The sequence below is a fragment of the Aquimarina megaterium XH134 genome (assembly GCF_000520975.1).
GTDB lineage: Bacteria > Bacteroidota > Bacteroidia > Flavobacteriales > Flavobacteriaceae > Aquimarina > Aquimarina megaterium.
In genome coordinates, this window is the sequence record NZ_JACB01000167.1 from 1 (window position 1) to 326 (window position 326).

The following is a 326-nucleotide window of genomic DNA, read 5'->3' on the forward strand; positions in this document are numbered from 1 at the left end:
CAATTATACTACAAGTACTACAACTATTGTTAATAATGGCCATACTTTACGTTTTGATTATACTTCTGGTAGTTCGGCCTCATTAAACAATATTGATTACGATCTTTTGCAGTTTCACTTTCATACAGGTAGTGAGCATACAGTAAATGGAAATAGATACCCTATGGAGATGCATCTGGTACACAGAAATTCAACTACGGGTTTACTGGCAGTAGTTGGTATTTTCTTTACCGAAGGATCAGAAAACGAAGTACTGTCTCAATTTATGGATAATCTCCCCAAACATAAAGATGAATATTACACAAGTAATGAGGAGTATCATATAG

Annotated in this window: 1 protein-coding gene; it reads left to right on the plus strand. The window is 34.4% G+C overall.

Features of this window, described 5'->3' with window-relative positions; translation table 11 throughout:
- On the plus strand, positions 1 to 326 hold a 326-nt coding region (locus Z053_RS0127580; protein ID WP_025668186.1), incomplete at both ends, for a carbonic anhydrase family protein.